General features: G+C 61.0%; 13 protein-coding genes. 5 read left to right on the top strand and 8 right to left on the bottom strand.

The window, feature by feature from the left end; translation table 11 throughout:
- Positions 1-59 precede the first annotated feature (59 nt).
- The 7 genes from D8U70_RS08885 to gloB all read right to left on the bottom strand — a co-directional run bounded on the left by D8U70_RS08885 (position 60) and on the right by gloB (position 10,106).
- The gene (locus D8U70_RS08885) at positions 60-1,670 is read right to left on the bottom strand and encodes an ABC transporter ATP-binding protein (RefSeq protein ID WP_056784662.1); all 1,611 of its coding nucleotides are present in this window, start codon (positions 1,668-1,670) and stop codon (positions 60-62) included.
- Between the two features lies 1 nt (position 1,671).
- Positions 1,672-2,691, bottom strand: a complete 1,020-nt coding sequence (locus tag D8U70_RS08880; RefSeq protein ID WP_016774153.1) for an ABC transporter permease — start codon at positions 2,689-2,691, stop codon at positions 1,672-1,674.
- 1 nt (position 2,692) lies between these two features.
- On the bottom strand, positions 2,693-3,766 hold the full coding sequence (locus tag D8U70_RS08875) for a microcin C ABC transporter permease YejB (protein ID WP_016774154.1): 1,074 nt from the start codon (positions 3,764-3,766) through the stop codon (positions 2,693-2,695).
- Positions 3,767-3,770: 4 nt separating this feature from the next.
- The gene (locus D8U70_RS08870; protein WP_016774155.1) at positions 3,771-5,612 is read right to left on the bottom strand and encodes an extracellular solute-binding protein; all 1,842 of its coding nucleotides are present in this window, start codon (positions 5,610-5,612) and stop codon (positions 3,771-3,773) included.
- On the bottom strand, positions 5,609-7,441 hold the full coding sequence (locus D8U70_RS08865) for an extracellular solute-binding protein (protein ID WP_130928660.1): 1,833 nt from the start codon (positions 7,439-7,441) through the stop codon (positions 5,609-5,611). The genes D8U70_RS08870 and D8U70_RS08865 overlap by 4 nt, the downstream gene beginning before the upstream one ends.
- Positions 7,442-7,775: 334 nt before the next feature.
- A complete protein-coding gene (locus D8U70_RS08860; protein WP_130928659.1) occupies positions 7,776-9,239 on the bottom strand; it encodes a transglycosylase SLT domain-containing protein in 1,464 nt (487 codons plus the stop codon).
- A gap of 99 nt (positions 9,240-9,338) precedes the next feature.
- A complete protein-coding gene (gene gloB / locus D8U70_RS08855) occupies positions 9,339-10,106 on the bottom strand; it encodes a hydroxyacylglutathione hydrolase (RefSeq protein ID WP_122750756.1) in 768 nt (255 codons plus the stop codon).
- A 66-nt stretch (positions 10,107-10,172) separates the two neighbouring features.
- Here gloB and D8U70_RS08850 point away from each other — a divergent pair, with 66 nt between their 5' ends.
- The 5 genes from D8U70_RS08850 (at position 10,173) to D8U70_RS08830 (ending at position 13,369) form a co-directional block, all read left to right on the top strand.
- Positions 10,173-10,931, top strand: a complete 759-nt coding sequence (locus tag D8U70_RS08850; protein WP_073475302.1) for a methyltransferase domain-containing protein — start codon at positions 10,173-10,175, stop codon at positions 10,929-10,931.
- Positions 10,932-11,021: 90 nt separating this feature from the next.
- A complete protein-coding gene (rnhA, locus tag D8U70_RS08845; protein WP_007910572.1) occupies positions 11,022-11,492 on the top strand; it encodes a ribonuclease HI in 471 nt (156 codons plus the stop codon).
- A 203-nt stretch (positions 11,493-11,695) separates the two neighbouring features.
- A complete protein-coding gene (dnaQ, locus tag D8U70_RS08840; protein WP_024012494.1) occupies positions 11,696-12,454 on the top strand; it encodes a DNA polymerase III subunit epsilon in 759 nt (252 codons plus the stop codon).
- The gene (locus D8U70_RS08835) at positions 12,441-12,740 is read left to right on the top strand and encodes a hypothetical protein (RefSeq protein ID WP_130928658.1); all 300 of its coding nucleotides are present in this window, start codon (positions 12,441-12,443) and stop codon (positions 12,738-12,740) included. Before dnaQ ends, D8U70_RS08835 begins: the two co-directional genes overlap by 14 nt.
- Before the next feature lie 14 nt (positions 12,741-12,754).
- Positions 12,755-13,369 carry a GNAT family N-acetyltransferase gene (locus D8U70_RS08830; RefSeq protein WP_016774208.1) on the top strand — a complete coding sequence of 205 codons (615 nt, stop codon included), beginning with the start codon at positions 12,755-12,757 and terminating at the stop codon, positions 13,367-13,369.
- On the opposite strand, the gene D8U70_RS08825 is transcribed toward D8U70_RS08830, so the two are convergent.
- Positions 13,335-14,228 (bottom strand): LysR substrate-binding domain-containing protein, encoded by an 894-nt coding sequence (locus D8U70_RS08825; protein WP_024012495.1) that lies wholly within the window; start codon positions 14,226-14,228, stop codon positions 13,335-13,337. The genes D8U70_RS08830 and D8U70_RS08825 overlap by 35 nt on opposite strands.
- Positions 14,229-14,245: the final 17 nt, after the last annotated feature.

The raw sequence follows: 14,245 nt of genomic DNA, 5'->3' as shown, positions 1-14,245 counted from the left end.
CACCGACGATCAGTACGCGCTTACCGGCGAGAAAACCCATGTGTTGCTCCTCTTTCAGGTTATTGCGCAGTGGCTGGTGCCAGAAAAGCGGCTTCCAGCAACTGCTGTGTATACGGATGTTGGGGGGCGGCAAAGATACTTTGCGCGTCTCCCTGTTCGACCACTTGGCCATGCTTGACCACCATCAGCTGGTGGCTCAGCGCTTTGACGACAGCCAGGTCATGGCTGATGAACAAATACGTCAGGTTGTACTTGGCTTGCAGTGAACGCAACAGCTCCACCACTTGCCGCTGCACCGTGCGGTCGAGCGCCGAAGTCGGCTCGTCCAGCAGGATCAGCGCCGGTTTCAGCACCAAGGCCCGGGCAATGGCGATTCGCTGCCGTTGCCCTCCGGAAAATTCGTGGGGGTAGCGGTGCCGGGTTTCCGGATCCAGACCTACCTCCTTCAATGCCGCAATGATCGCCGCTTCCTGTTCGGCTGCGGTGCCCATCTTGTGTATGCGCAGGCCTTCGCCAACGATGTCATTGACGCACATGCGCGGGCTCAGGCTGCCAAACGGGTCCTGAAACACCACCTGCATCTCCCGCCGCAGCGGGCGAACCTCGCTCTGCGTCAGGCAGTCTAGCTGCTTGCCTTCAAAGCGGATCGCGCCTTTGCTGCCGATCAGCCGCAAAATCGCCAGACCCAGGGTGGATTTGCCGGATCCGCTTTCGCCGACGATCCCCAGGGTCTGACCCTGCGGCAGGCTGAAATTGATGCCGTCCACTGCCTTGACGTAATCCACCGTGCGCTTGAGCAGGCCTTTCTTGATCGGGAACCAGACTTTCAGGTCCTCGACTTCGAGCAGCGGCGCGCCGATTTCATTGCTCGCCGGGCCGCCGCTGGGCTCCGCGCCGAGCAATTCCCGAGTGTACGGATGCTGCGGCGAACGGAACAGCTCTGCGCACGATGCCTGTTCGACGATGCAACCGCGCTGCATGACACATACGCGATGCGCAATTCTTCGCACCAGGTTCAAATCGTGACTGATCAGTAGCAGCGACATCCCCAATCGAGCCTGAAGATCCTTGAGCAAATCGAGGATTTTCAGCTGAACGGTCACGTCCAGCGCGGTGGTCGGTTCGTCGGCAATCAGCAATTCCGGCTCGTTGGCCAGGGCCATGGCGATCATCACCCGCTGGCGCTGGCCGCCGGACAATTCATGGGGCAGCGCCTTGAGCCGCTTGTGCGGCTCGGGAATGCCGACCATCTCCAGCAGCTCCAAAGTGCGCTTGGTCGCCACTTTGCCACTCAGGCCCTTGTGGATGCCGAGCACTTCGTTGATTTGCTTTTCGATCGAATGCAGCGGATTGAGCGAAGTCATCGGCTCCTGAAAGATCATCGCGATGCGGTTGCCACGAATGTGGCGGATGGTCTTCTCGCTCAAATCCAGCAGGTTCTGCCCGGCGTAATTGATGCTGCCGGCCGGATGCCGCGCCATCGGGTAGGGCAACAGGCGCAGGATCGAATGCGCCGTGACCGATTTGCCCGAGCCCGATTCACCGACCAGCGCCAGGGTTTCGCCGCGCTTGATGTCGAAGCTCACGCCCTCGACCACGCGGTGAACGCGCTCGCCGAAACCGAATTCGACGGCGAGGTCACGCACTTCGATCAGATTGTCCTGATTCATTTCACTTCCTCGGGTCGAAGGCATCGCGAGCGGACTCGCCGATAAACACCAGCAGGCTCAACATCAGCGCCAGCACGGCAAACGCGCTCATGCCCAGCCAAGGCGCCTGCAAATTGGATTTGCCTTGCGCGACCAGTTCGCCCAGCGACGGACTGCCGGCCGGCAAGCCGAAGCCGAGGAAGTCCAGCGCGGTCAGGGTGCCGATGGCGCCGGTGAGGATGAACGGCATGAAGGTCATGGTCGAGACCATGGCGTTGGGCAGGATGTGGCGGAACATGATCGCGCCGTTCTGCATGCCCAGCGCGCGGGCGGCGCGCACGTATTCCAGATTGCGCCCGCGCAGGAACTCGGCGCGCACCACATCGACCAGGCTCATCCACGAGAACAGCAGCATGATGCCCAGCAGCCACCAGAAATTCGGCTGGACGAAACTGGCGAGGATGATCAACAGATACAGCACCGGCAGCCCCGACCAGATCTCGAGAAAACGCTGCCCGGCGAGATCGACCCAGCCGCCGTAGAAACCCTGTAGCGCCCCGGCGATCACGCCGATGATCGAGCTCAGCACGGTCAGCGTCAGCGCAAACAACACGGAAATGCGGAAACCGTAGATCACCCGCGCCAACACGTCGCGGCCCTGATCGTCGGTGCCCAGCAGGTTGTCCGCCGAGGGTGGCGCCGGGGCCGGGACTTTCAGGTCGTAGTTGATGCTCTGGTAGCTGTAGGGGATCGGCGCCCACAGAATCCACGCGTCCTTGGCCTTGAGCAGCTCACGGATGTACGGACTCTTGTAGTTGGCTTCCAGCGGGAATTCGCCGCCGAACGCGGTTTCCGGGTAGCGCTTGATCGCCGGGAAATACCAGTTGTTGTCGTAATGCACGACCAGTGGCTTGTCGTTGGCAATCAGTTCGGCGCCCAGACTCAGGCCGAACAGAATCAGAAACAGCCACAGCGACCACCAGCCACGCTTGTTGGCCTTGAACAGTTCGAAGCGCCGGCGGTTGAGAGGGGACAGGTTCATCTCAATGCTCCCGGCTGGCGAAGTCGATACGCGGATCGACAAAGGTGTAGGTCAGGTCGCCGATCAGTTTCACCACCAGCCCGAGCAAGGTGAAGATGAACAAGGTGCCGAATACCACAGGGTAATCGCGATTGATCGCCGCTTCGAAACTCATCAGGCCGAGGCCATCGAGGGAGAAAATCACTTCCACCAGCAGCGAGCCGGTAAAAAAGATACCGATGAACGCTGACGGGAAACCGGCAATCACCAGCAGCATGGCATTGCGGAATACATGCCCGTAGAGCACGCGATGGCGGGTCAGACCCTTGGCCTTGGCGGTGACCACGTACTGCTTGTTGATCTCGTCGAGAAAGCTGTTCTTGGTCAGCAGGGTCATGGTCGCGAAGTTGCCGATCACCAGCGCGGTGACTGGCAATGCCAGGTGCCAGAAGTAATCGAGAATCTTGCCGCCCAGGCTCAGCTCATCGAAGTTGTTCGAAGTCAGCCCGCGCAGGGGGAACCAGTCCAGATAACTGCCGCCGGCAAACACCACGATCAGCAGGATCGCAAACAGGAACGCCGGGATCGCATAGCCGACGATGATCGCCGAACTGGTCCAGACATCGAAGTGGCTGCCGTGCCGCGTGGCCTTGGCGATGCCCAGCGGGATCGACACCAGATACATGATCAGCGTGCTCCACAGCCCCAGCGAGATCGACACCGGCATCTTTTCCTTGATCAGGTCGATGACCTTGGCGTCGCGGAAGAAACTGTCGCCGAAATCCAGCTGCGCGTAGTTCTTGACCATGATCCACAGGCGTTCCGGGGCCGATTTGTCGAACCCGTACATGTGCTCGATTTCCTTGATCAGCGCCGGATCCAGCCCCTGCGCGCCACGGTAGGACGAGCCGGCCACCGCCACTTCGGCACCGCCGCCGGCAATCCGGCTGGTGGCGCCTTCGAAACCTTCGAGCTTGGCGATCATCTGCTCGACCGGCCCGCCGGGCGCGGCCTGGATGATCACGAAGTTGATCAGCAGAATGCCGAACAGGGTCGGGATGATCAGCAGCAGTCGCCGAAAGATATACGCCAGCATCTGATTACTCCGTGCCCGCAGGGTCGGCTTGCAGTTGGGTTTCGACTTCTACGGCAGGCTTGGCGTCAGGCTTGACCCACCAGGTGTTGATGCCGATGTCGTACTTGGGCGAGGTTTTCGGGTGGCCGATGTGGTTCCAGTAGGCCACGCGCCAGCTCTTGATGTGCCAGTTCGGCACCACGTAGTAGCCCCATTGCAGCACTCGGTCCAAGGCACGAGCGTGGGCCACCAGGCTTTTGCGCGAGTCGGCGTTGATCAGGCTTTCCACCAGTTGGTCAACGGTCGGATCCTTCAGACCCATGCTGTTGCGGCTGCTCGGCTTGTCGGCGGCGGCGCTCATCCAGTATTCGCGCTGCTCGTTGCCCGGCGAGTTGGATTGCGGAAAGCTGCCGACCATCATGTCGAAATCCCGCGAGCGCACGCGGTTGATGTACTGCGAGACGTCGACGCGGCGGATCACCAGATCGATGCCGAGGTCGCTGAGGTTGCGCTTGAACGGCAGCAGCACCCGTTCGAATTCGGTCTGGGCGAGGAGGAATTCGATCACCACCGGTTTGCCGGTGGCGTCGACCATTTTGTCATCGACGATTTTCCAGCCGGCCTCTTGCAGCAGTTGATAGGCCTCGCGCTGCTGGGTGCGGATCATGCCGCTGGCGTCGGTCTTGGGATTTTCGAAGGCTTCGCTGAATACTTGAGCCGGCAGTTTGCTGCGGAACGGTTCGAGGATCTTCCGTTGCTCGGCGTCGGGCAGGCCGGTGGCGGCCATTTCAGAGTTTTCGAAGTAGCTGCGAGTGCGCACATAGGCGCCGTTGAACAATTGCTTGTTGGTCCATTCGAAGTCGAATAGCAGCCCAAGCGCCTGACGCACGCGCACATCCTGGAACACCGGGCGGCGCAGGTTGAACACGAAGCCCTGCATGCCGGTCGGGTTGCTGTTGGGGATCAGTTCTTTGATCAAGCGCCCCTCGGTGACCGCCGGAACGTTATAGGCGCTGGCCCAGTTCTTCGCGGTCATTTCCAGCCAATAGTCGAACTGTCCGGCCTTCAGCGCTTCGAGGGCGACGGTGTTGTCGCGGTAATAGTCGGTGGTCATCGTGTCGAAGTTGTAGAAGCCACGGTTGACCGGCAAGTCCTTGCCCCAGTAATCCTTGACCCGTTCGTAACGTACCGAACGGCCGGCCTTCACTTGGGTGACCTTGTACGGGCCGCTGCCCAGCGGGATTTCCAGGTTGCCCTTGTTGAAGTCGCGACTGGCCCACCAGTGTTTCGGCAGGACCGGCAACTGGCCGAGGATCAGCGGCAGCTCGCGGTTGTTGCTGTGCTTGAACTTGAACAGCACCTTCAACGGGTCTTCGGCGATGGCTTCTGCGACGTCGTTGTAATAGCCGCGAAACATCGGCGAGCCTTCCTTGGTCAGCGTCTCGAAGCTGAACACCACGTCTTCGGCGCGCACCGGATGGCCGTCATGGAAGCGTGCTTCCGGGCGCAGGTAGAAGCGCACCCAACTGTTGTCGTCGGCTTTCTCGATCTTGCTGGCAATCAGGCCGTACTCGGTGAACGGCTCGTCGAGACTATGTTTGGTCAGGGTGTCGTAGATCTGGCCGATGTCATCGGCGGGCACGCCTTTGTTGATGAACGGGTTGAGGCTGTCGAAGCCACCGAACCCGGCCTGACGAAACACGCCGCCCTTGGGCGCATCAGGGTTCACGTAGTCGAAATGCTTGAAATCGGCCGGGTATTTCGGCGGCTCGTTGTACAGGGTCACGGCGTGTTGCGGGGCGGCCCAGGCCAGCCCGGCGAACAGCAAGCCGCCGGCCTGCACGAGCAGGGTGCGAACAGCGTTCATCGATCTTTCTCCGAAGACTTCAGCCACCATGCGCTCAGGCCCAGGGTGTAGGGCGGCGTGGTGACAAAGGCCAACCGGTTGCGGTAGGCCAGACGGTGATAATTGAGGTACCAGTTGGGAATGCTGTAGTGCTGCCAGAGCAGCACGCGGTCGAGCGCTTTGCCGGCGGCAACCTGCTCGTCGCGGGTGCGCGCGGCGAGCAATTGTTCGAGCAGGTGATCGACCACCGGATTGGCGATGCCCGCGTAATTCTTGCTGCCCTTGACGTTCACCTGGCTGGAGTGGAAGTACTGCCACTGCTCAAGGCCCGGGCTCAGGGTCTGGCCCAGTGTCATCGAGATCATGTCGAAATCGAATTGGTCGAGGCGCTGTTTGTACTGGGCGCGATCGACGGTACGCAGGCGCGCGTCGATGCCGATGCTGTTGAGGTTTTCGATGTACGGCTGATAGAGCCGCTCCAGGCTCGGATTGACCAGCAGCAGTTCGAAGCGCAGCGGTTGGCCGTCTTTGTCTTGCAGGCGCTGGCCGTGGAGCTTCCAACCGGCCTCGGCAAGCAGGGCGAGGGCTTTACGCATGGTCTCGCGCGGGATGCCACGGCCGTCGGTTTTCGGCAGGGTGAACGGCTCGGTGAACAGCCGGGCTGGCAACTGCTCCTTGTAAGGCTTGAGCATCAGCCATTCATGCCCGACCGGCAGGCCGGACGCAGTGAATTCGCTGTTGGGGTAGTAACTGCTCGTGCGCTTATAGGCATCGCTGAACAGCGCGCGGTTGGTCCATTCGAAGTCGAACATCAGACCCAACGCTTCGCGCGTCCTGGCATCGGCGAAGGTCGCGCGGCGGCTGTTCATGAACAGGCCCTGAGTCTGGGTCGGGATCTGATGCGGGATCTGCACCTTGATCACTTCGCCACGACGTACAGCAGGGAAGTTGTAACCGTTGACCCAGTTCTTCGCCTGATGCTCGATGTAGATGTCGAACTCACCGGCCTTGAACGCTTCGAAGGCGACATCGCTGTCGCGGTAGAACTCGACTTCCATGCGATCGAAATTGTACTTGCCGCGATTGACCGCTAAGTCCTTGCCCCAGTAATCCTTGACCCGCTCGAAAATCAGCTGCCGACCCGGCGTGACCGACGTGATGCGGTACGGCCCGCTACCCAGCGGCGGTTCGAAGGTGGTGGCTTTGAAGTCGCGGTCTTTCCAGTAATGCTGCGGCAGTACCGGCAATTCGCCCAGGCGCAGGATCAACAGCGGATTGCCCGAGCGCTTGAACACGAAACGAATGCGCTGCTTGTTGAGGATGTCGACCCGCAGCACTTCCTGCAGGGCCGTGCGATACAGCGGATGACCGTCCTTGAGCAGCGTTCGATAGGAGAACGCCACGTCGTAGGCGGTGACAGGCGCGCCGTCGTGAAAGCGCGCTTCGGGGCGCAAATTGAAGACGACCCAGCTGCGATCTTCGCTGTACTCCACCGATTGTGCGATCAAACCGTAGCTCGACGCCGGCTCGTCGCCGGACGGCGAATACTGTCCGGTACCGACCATCAGCGGCTCGTTGAGCTCGTTGATGCCGTACTGAAGGAAATTGGCGGTGGTGACCGGGCTGGTGCCCTTGAAAGTGTACGGATTGACCGTATCGAAGGTGCCGAACGCCATCACCCGCAACGTACCGCCCTTGGGCGCTTGCGGGTTGACCCAGTCGAAGTGGGTAAATCTGGCCGGGTACTTGAGCGTGCCGAACTGCGCATAACCGTGACTTTCGGTAATCGTCGCGCTTGCGGGTGAGCTCAAGGCCAGGCTGATCAGGAGCAGGGAGAGGGCACGCTTCAAGTCAGATCCGATCCAGCGGCTTGGGCTTTGTGGGCCGTACAGTAACAGCTTGTCTGGACAGGAAAAAGATGCGGGTTAATGCCGGGTTAATCGTTTGCGCGAAGAGCCCCTCACCCTAACCCTCTCCCGGAGGGAGAGGGGACTGATCGTGGTGTCTGGGCGAATTGCACCGAGGTGCGATACCGAGTCGAAGTCAGTTTCTGAAAAGCCCCCGATCGGCTCCCTTTCCCCCTCTCCCCCCTGGGGGAGAGGGCTGGGGTGAGGGGGGTGGATCTAAAGCACACCACAAAAACTTCATCCCAAAAAAGCCCCTGAAATATCAGGGGCTCTTCAATCAGTGCGGCTGATAAACCGTGAGCATCTGCCCCGGTTTCAACGCCTTGCCCGCACCCGGGTTCCAACGCTTGAGATGTTGCATCTCGACGTTGAACCGCTTGGCCACCACATACAGGGTGTCGCCGCGCTTGACCTTGTACTGGGTCTGCTGCTTGCTCTCGTCCTTGCCTTTGCTCTTGGTATTGGCCGCGACCACGGTGTTGACCCGGCCAGACTTGCGCGCCGGGGCACGCTTGGTGTTGTCCTGCATGACCAGGGTCTGGCCGACCTTGAGGTTCTTGCCGGTCAGCTTGTTCCAGCGCTGCAGATCCTTGACTTCGACCTTGTTGGCCTTGGCGATGGAGCCGAGGTTGTCGCCACGCTTGACCCGATAAGCACGTTTGAGCTGCGCCACTTCCGACGGATCGGCGCCTTCGAACACCGGTTTCAGCGAGCGCGGGCTGATCAGTTCGTCCGGGCGCATGGTCTGCAGACTGGCGGTCAGCAGTTGCGCCTTGGATGTCGGCACCAGCAGATGCTGCGGACCGTCGATGGTGGTGCGCTGTTTGAACGCCGGATTGAGCTGGAACAGTTCGTCTTCATCGATGTTCGCCACCGCAGCGACCTTGGACAGGTCCATGCGCTGGTTGATTTCGACGACCTGGAAGTACGGCTCGTTGGCGATCGGGTTGAGGTTGACGCCGTAGGCTTCAGGCGCCAGTACCACTTGCGACAGTGCCAGCAACTTCGGCACATAGGCCTGGGTTTCCGCCGGCAGCGGCAGGTTCCAGTAGTCGGTGGGCAGGCCGAGCTTTTCGTTGCGTTCGATCGCGCGGCTGACGGTGCCTTCACCAGCGTTGTAGGCTGCCAGCGCCAGCAGCCAGTCGCCGTTGAACATGTCGTGCAGGCGAGTCAGGTAATCCATCGCTGCCGTGGTCGAAGCGGTGATGTCGCGACGACCGTCGTAGAAGCGGGTCTGGCGCAGGTTGAAGTAGCGCCCGGTGGACGGAATGAATTGCCACAGGCCCACCGCATCGGCGCGGGAGTAGGCCATCGGGTTGTACGCGCTCTCGATCACCGGCAGCAGGGCCAGTTCCAGCGGCATGTTGCGCTCTTCGAGGCGTTCGACAATGTAATGAATGTAGAGGCTGCCGCGTTCGCCGGCATTCTCGAGAAAAGAGGGATTACTGGCGAACCACAGGCGTTGTTGCTCGATGCGCGGATTGACGCCAAGGCCTTCCTGCAACTGGAAGCCCTGGCGCATGCGTTCCCAGATGTCCTGGGGCGCCACGGGAGTGGGCTTCTCGGTCAGCCAGATCGGCTTCTGCTTGGCTCGCGCAGCAATGTTCGGCGTATGCGTCGCTTCAGTCTGCGGAGCGTGGCTGGAGCAACCCGCCAGCGCGGCGGACACAGCCACCGCGATGGCTTGCGCCAGGCGGGTCAAAGCATCTGAATTGACGGACTTACGTATGGATGACGACATTGGCTGGAAGTAAGTTCCGGGCAAAAATGTCGGGCGATTCTAGAAAGCGCACCCCCTGCGGTCAACCATTGAGAATTTTTGTCCCGGCCGGCGCGCTTGTCAGAACTTGTCTTTCCATGCCCGCAGAGCCGCAAATACCTCGCTCGGCTCCCGGTTTTGAGCGCCTTCCCGTTCGTCCACTTTTTGTGTAACCAATGTTTCAGAAGTGCGTAAAAACGGATTGGTGAGCTTTTCCAGGGCCAAAGTCGACGGCAACGTCATCACGCCGTTCTGCCGTTGCTGCGTGACCTTTTCCAGACGGGCGGCGACTTCCGGATTGCCCGGCTCGACGGCGGCGGCAAATTTCAGATTGCTCAAGGTGTATTCATGGGTGCAGTAAACCAGCGTATCTTCCGGCAGGGCCGCAAGACGGCTGAGCGAGTGGTACATCTGCTCGGGCGTGCCTTCGAACAACCGGCCGCAACCGGCGGCAAACAGGGTGTCGCCGCAGAACAACAGGCCATGGTGGTAATAGGCGATGTGCCCCAGGGTGTGACCGGGCACCGCATAGACGTCGAAGTCCCAGCCGAGCACGCTGACGCTGTCGTTGTCCTTGAGCGCTATGTCACGCGCCGGAATGCTTTCGCTGGCCGGGCCGTAGACTTTGGCACCGGTCGCGGCTTTCAGGCGCTCGACGCCGCCGACATGGTCATGGTGATGGTGAGTGATCAGAATATCGCTGAGCACCCAGCCCGGATGCGCATCGAGCCACGCCTGCACCGGGGCGGCGTCGCCCGGATCGACCACCGCACAGCGCTGGGTCTGATGATCCTGTAACAACCAGATGTAGTTGTCGGTGAACGCGGGCAGGGCACTGATCTGTATCATCGTCGGAATTCGCCAAGCGGAAAACATTGGCGCATCTTAGTAGTTCCTGGCGCGTTGGAGAATGACATGACCGATAAAGCGTTCGCTCAGGCCGATCCCGACTGGCTGGCATTGATCAGCGCCGCCCGCGAATGGCTGTCGGGGCCGCTCGGGCAATTTCTGCTGGATGAAGAGCGGCGCATGCTCGATGACGAGCTCGGCCGGTTCTTCGGCGGTTATCTTGTGCATTACGGCCCGTCCGCCGAAACCCCGCCGGCCGCGCCGCAAGTGCAGCGCAACGTGCGTCTTGGCGCGCCGTTGCCCGGGGTCGAGATCGTCTGCGAAGAGCAGGCCTGGCCGTTGAGCGAGCACGCCGCCGACGTGGTGGTGATGCAGCATGGCCTGGATTTCTGCCTGTCGCCCCACGGTTTGCTGCGTGAGGCGGCGAGCAGCGTGCGCCCCGGCGGGCATCTGCTGATCATCGGCATCAACCCCTGGAGCACTTGGGGGCTGCGGCATTTCTTCGCCAATGATGCCCTGCGCAAGGCGCGCTGCATCTCGCCGTCGCGGGTCGCCGACTGGCTCAATCTGCTGGGCTTCGCGCTGGAGAAACGCCGCTTCGGGTGCTATCGTCCGCCGCTCGCGTCGCCCAAGTGGCAGAACCGTCTGGCCGGCTGGGAACGCAAGGCCGGTAACTGGCAGCTGTCCGGCGGTGGCTTCTATCTGCTGGTGGCGCGCAAGATCGTGGTGGGGCTCCGGCCGTTGCGCCAGGAACGCCGCGAGCCGATGGGCAAGCTGATTCCGCTGCCGATGGCCAAGGTCAACCGCCGCCGCATCGAACCGTAAATCTTCTTTTATTTGTGGCCGGGCTTGTCCCGGCCGCGGTCATTGTCGATCCGTGATTGGCAGGACAGGCATTTTTCTGGAAAGACTGGCATGAGCGAAAGCGTGGAAAGCGTCGACACCGTAGAACTGTTCACCGACGGTGCCTGCAAGGGCAACCCCGGCCCCGGCGGCTGGGGCGCGCTGCTGGTGTGCAAGGGCGTCGAAAAGGAATTGTGGGGCGGCGAGGCCAACACCACCAACAACCGCATGGAGCTGCTCGGCGCGATCCGCGGCCTCGAAGCGCTCAAGCGCCCCTGCGAAGTGCTGCTGGTCACCGACTCGCAATACGTGATGAAAGGCATCAACGAGTGGATGGCCAACTGGAAGAAGCGCGGCTGGAAAACCGCTGCGAAAGAACCGGTGAAAAACGCCGATCTGTGGAAAGAGCTGGACGAGCAGGTCAATCGCCACAAAGTCACCTGGAAATGGGTGCGCGGGCACATTGGTCATCACGGTAACGAGCGGGCTGACCAGCTGGCCAACCGTGGGGTGGATGAAGTTCGCGGTTACAAGCAGAGCTGATTTCGCTTTCTAATCGTGGTGTGGCCATTCGCGAGCAGGCTCGCTCCCACAGGGAAATGTATTCCAGGCCTTGAATTGGAATGCATTCCAATGTGGGAGCGAGCCTGCTCGCGAAGGAGCCGCCACGGTCTGACTGAAACACCCCGCCGAGCGTGTTAACATCCGCGCCTTTGCCCGATTGACCCGTTGAGAGCTGAGCACTGATGGCCACCAGATCCGTTGTACTCGATACCGAAACCACCGGCATGCCGGTAACCGATGGTCACCGGATCATTGAAATCGGTTGCGTCGAACTGATCGGTCGGCGCCTGACGGGCCGGCATTTCCACGTTTACCTGCAACCGGATCGCGAAAGCGACGAAGGCGCGATCGGTGTTCACGGCATTACCAACGAATTCCTCGTCGGCAAGCCCCGCTTTGCCGAAGTCGCCGACGAGTTCTTCGAGTTCATCCAGGGCGCACAGCTGATCATCCACAACGCGGCGTTCGACGTTGGCTTCATCAACAACGAATTCGCCTTGATGGGCCAGCACGATCGCGCTGACATCACCCAGCACTGCACGATCCTCGACACCCTGATGATGGCTCGGGAACGTCACCCGGGGCAGCGCAACAGCCTCGATGCGTTGTGCAAGCGTTACGGCGTCGACAACTCCGGCCGTGAACTGCACGGCGCTTTGCTCGACTCGGAGATTCTCGCCGACGTCTACCTGACCATGACCGGCGGCCAGACCAGCCTGTCGCTGGCCGGCAACGCCTCCGATGGCAATGGCACGGGCGAGGGTGCCGACAACTCGGCTACCGAAATCCGCCGCCTGCCGGTCGATCGCCAGCCAGCACGCATCATTCGCGCGACCGAAGAAGAACTGGCGGCGCATCTGGTGCGGCTGGAAATCATCGCCAAATCGGCGGGAGCGCCGGCGTTGTGGACGCAGATTGCCGAGGCTGATGCGCAGGCCTGAAAAACCTGAAGATCAAAAGATCAAAAGATCGCAGCCTTCGGCAACTCTTACGGGGATTGCATTCCATAGTAGGGACCAGGAAGGCAGCGATTTTTTGCATTTGGCGACATGGAGCCAAGTTGCCACCCTCGCCACATTCGCTGCAACCCTCTACCCTGAGTGCACTGGTCAGGTGCAAATCTGCCGCCTCAGGACACTGAGCCTCATGTACAAAGAGTTGAAATTTGCGCTGGCAATCATCCATCGCGACAGCAAGGTCGACACTGTCGGCTGCGTCAAGGAATGAGGACTTTTCCCAGTATGCAACCGGTCATGAATCCGAAATACCCAGGGTTGTCGGTGCGGGTCGCCGACGAAGGTTTTGCGCCGTATATCTGGGGCAGCGACTTCAGTTTCGAGGTTGCCGCCTATGGCGCCGCCGTGATCGGCAAGCCGGTCGAGCAGTGGCCGGTGACGCCGATCGTGCCGTACCGCAAGTGCTACGGTATTGATCCGGAAGAGTTCAGCGCCTTTCACAACGCGCCCGACAGTGCGATTTTCATGGCGTACCTGGACGACGAGCCGGTTGGTCACCTGGTGATCAGCACCAACTGGAACGGCTTTGCCCACATCGATGAACTGGCGGTGCATGCCCCGGCCCGTCGCCACGGCGTGGCCAAGGCGTTGCTCGATGTCGCGCAGTTCTGGAGTCGCAAGAAGAAGCTGCCGGGCATCATGCTCGAAACCCAGAACAACAACCTCGGCGCCTGTCGTCTGTATGAGCGTTGCGGTTATGTGATCGGCGGCATCGACCAGTTGCGCTATCGCGGCATCGATCCGCACACCGCCGAAGTCGCATTGTTCTGGTATCGCCTGTTCGATAATCCGCTGGAAAAACCACTCAGCTCGACAACATCGCCTCGGCTTGTTCCGTGACGATGGTCAGCAGTGTCTGAATCGCCGCCGACGGCGTGGCATGTTTGAAGGTCAGGGCGTAGAGGTTGATCGGCACTGCCGGTGAGAGCGGGCAGACGTCAAGCCCACCGGCGCGGGCGCCCAACGCGGTGAAGGGGTCGACGATCGCCAGGCCTTCGCCGGCCTCGACCATGCTGCGCATCATCTGATGGGTCTGCACGCGGGTCTGAATGCTTGGCGCCGGGCGCAAGGCCTGGAGTTTGTTTTCCAGTGCCGGGCTCAGCGGATCCTGACCTTCGAGACCGATCATGGCCTGACCGGACAGGTCTGCCAGAGAAATATATTTCTGTTTCGGCTGCAGCCAGCCGTGCGGAGCGAGCAATTGCAGCTTGCCCTGGGCCAGCGGCTGGCAGTGGATATCGGGGTGTTCGGGATCGTGCAGGCTCAGGCCCAGATCGCTTTCGCGCAATAACAGGCTGCGGACGATGTCGCGAGTCGGCGCGCTGACCAGGCTGCACGGTGCGTCTGGCAAGCGCCGACGCAGGGTCGCAAGGCTCTGCGGCAACAAATGCTGGGCCAGCGGCGGGGTGCCGATGATGCGCAGGGGCGGGGCGAGGTATTGCTTGAGGCTGCTGGCCAGACGCTGCACCGGCTCAAGTGCCTCATAAATGTGCGCGATTTCCGCTTGCAGGGCGCGCGCTTCGGGCGTCGATTGCAGGCGCCCGCGAACGCTGGCAAACAGCATGAACCCCAGCTGACTCTCGGCTTCGCGCAAACGCTCTTCGACCTCGGTCACCGGCAATTGCAGCCATTCGGCGGCGGTGCCCAGGTGACCGCTCTGCAAGAGCGCCTGAATCACTTCGATGTGGCGTAAACGCATGCGTGAAGTCCATGTTC

Origin of the sequence: Pseudomonas sp. Sample_20, from assembly GCF_004307585.1 — a bacterium.
In the GTDB taxonomy this organism is placed as follows: Bacteria; Pseudomonadota; Gammaproteobacteria; order Pseudomonadales; family Pseudomonadaceae; genus Aquipseudomonas; species Aquipseudomonas atacamensis.
Note: the sequence above shows the minus strand (reverse complement) of the source record. Positions and strands in the feature narration are given on the sequence as shown.

Coding starts and splice junctions, on each gene's coding strand:
- D8U70_RS08860 (WP_130928659.1), bottom strand. CDS start 9,239: ATGTCGTCATCCATACGTAAGTCCGTCAATTCAGATGCTTTGACCCGC.
- rnhA (WP_007910572.1), top strand. CDS start 11,022: ATGAGCGAAAGCGTGGAAAGCGTCGACACCGTAGAACTGTTCACCGAC.
- D8U70_RS08835 (WP_130928658.1), top strand. CDS start 12,441: ATGCGCAGGCCTGAAAAACCTGAAGATCAAAAGATCAAAAGATCGCAG.
- gloB (WP_122750756.1), bottom strand. CDS start 10,106: ATGATACAGATCAGTGCCCTGCCCGCGTTCACCGACAACTACATCTGG.
- dnaQ (WP_024012494.1), top strand. CDS start 11,696: ATGGCCACCAGATCCGTTGTACTCGATACCGAAACCACCGGCATGCCG.
- D8U70_RS08830 (WP_016774208.1), top strand. CDS start 12,755: ATGCAACCGGTCATGAATCCGAAATACCCAGGGTTGTCGGTGCGGGTC.
- D8U70_RS08875 (WP_016774154.1), bottom strand. CDS start 3,766: ATGCTGGCGTATATCTTTCGGCGACTGCTGCTGATCATCCCGACCCTG.
- D8U70_RS08850 (WP_073475302.1), top strand. CDS start 10,173: ATGACCGATAAAGCGTTCGCTCAGGCCGATCCCGACTGGCTGGCATTG.
- D8U70_RS08885 (WP_056784662.1), bottom strand. CDS start 1,670: ATGAATCAGGACAATCTGATCGAAGTGCGTGACCTCGCCGTCGAATTC.
- D8U70_RS08880 (WP_016774153.1), bottom strand. CDS start 2,691: ATGAACCTGTCCCCTCTCAACCGCCGGCGCTTCGAACTGTTCAAGGCC.
- D8U70_RS08870 (WP_016774155.1), bottom strand. CDS start 5,612: ATGAACGCTGTTCGCACCCTGCTCGTGCAGGCCGGCGGCTTGCTGTTC.
- D8U70_RS08825 (WP_024012495.1), bottom strand. CDS start 14,228: ATGCGTTTACGCCACATCGAAGTGATTCAGGCGCTCTTGCAGAGCGGT.